Origin of the sequence: Pseudomonas brassicacearum (assembly GCF_003732265.1) — a bacterium.
Lineage (GTDB): Bacteria > Pseudomonadota > Gammaproteobacteria > Pseudomonadales > Pseudomonadaceae > Aquipseudomonas > Aquipseudomonas brassicacearum_D.
This window is the reverse complement of sequence record NZ_MOBK01000186.1, coordinates 1-419: the sequence shown is the minus strand read 5'-3', so window position 1 is coordinate 419 and position 419 is coordinate 1. Positions and strand designations below refer to the sequence as shown.

Sequence of the window (419 nt, the reverse complement as noted above, 5' to 3'; positions counted from 1 at the left end):
ATCAACCGATGATCAGCGGTGTGCTGCAGCCGCCCATCGCCGCCGACAGCGACTGCAACGAGGTCCCGGCGTTGCCACTGCCCGACAGCCTGGTCAGTGACGGCCTGCAGCAACGGCTGATGTCGGGTGAGCCTTTGCTGCTGTTGTGCCTGATCCCTGGCGGCGGCAGTTTCAACCATTGCTCCCAGTCGGTGTGCAGTTGTCGACTGGTCACCGCGCTTGAACAGAGCGGCGCAACATGAGTGGCGCGATACTCGAGTCCATGGCGCAGTGGCTGTTGCTCGATGGCCCGGATGCACCGCAGGCCTTGCTGATCTTGCGCCGGGCGTTTGCCGACGTGCAGTGCTTCAATCTGTTCGATGGCACTGAGTTCGAACCGGTCAGCGAGCACGGCCCGGTGCTGATCGATTTGCGCGATT

The 419-nt window shown here is 62.8% G+C and carries 1 protein-coding gene and 1 pseudogene; both read left to right on the top strand.

Features of this window, described 5'->3' with window-relative positions; all coding sequences use genetic code 11:
- Positions 1 to 242: pseudogene (locus BK660_RS30740) on the top strand (type VI secretion protein); the annotation flags it as partial.
- Positions 239 to 419: DUF4123 domain-containing protein (locus BK660_RS30735; RefSeq protein WP_123436422.1), on the top strand; the 181-nt coding region annotated here is incomplete at its 3' end. The pseudogene BK660_RS30740 and the gene BK660_RS30735, both read left to right, overlap by 4 nt.